Consider the following 549-nt stretch of genomic DNA (forward strand, 5'->3'; position numbering starts at 1 on the left):
CGCCGAAATAGAGCGGTGGCCGCTCTTGGCTTGGCAAGAGGTCGAGGCGGCCATCTTCAACGCGGTAATATTTGCCGACGAAATTGACGCGCTCACCCGAGACGAGACCGCGCCAGATGGTCAGGAACTCATGCGCCTGGGCATAGCGTTCGTCATGCGGCAGGAAGACGCCGTCGCCGGCGAGCTCGGTCAGATTGCCGCCGACCACGACATTGAGCAGCAGGCGGCCATTGCTCAGCCGGTCGAGTGCCGCGGTCTGCCGCGCTGCAAAGGTCGGCAGCGTCACGCCGGGCCGCAGCGCCACCAGGAATTTGAGTTTTTCGGTCAGCGTCGCAAGGCCTGTCGCGGTGATCCAGGAATCCTCGCAATTCTATCCGGTCGGCAGGAGCACGCCGGGAAAACCGAGCCTGTCGACCGCCTGCGCGATCTCCTTGAAATAGCCGAACTCCGGCGGCCGCTGCAGCTCCTCGGAACCGAGATAGGAGCCGTCGCCATGCGTCGGGATGAACCAGAAGAAATCGAGCGGGCTGGCTGGAGCGGTCATGTCTG

1 pseudogene is annotated in these 549 nt (G+C 63.8%); it reads right to left on the reverse strand.

The features are described from left to right. Nucleotides 1-544, reverse strand: a pseudogene (locus ACWTU8_RS32110) (LLM class flavin-dependent oxidoreductase); the annotation flags it as partial. Between the last annotated feature and the right edge of the window lie 5 nt (nucleotides 545-549).

The sequence above is a fragment of the Mesorhizobium sp. BHbdii genome (assembly GCF_053848045.1).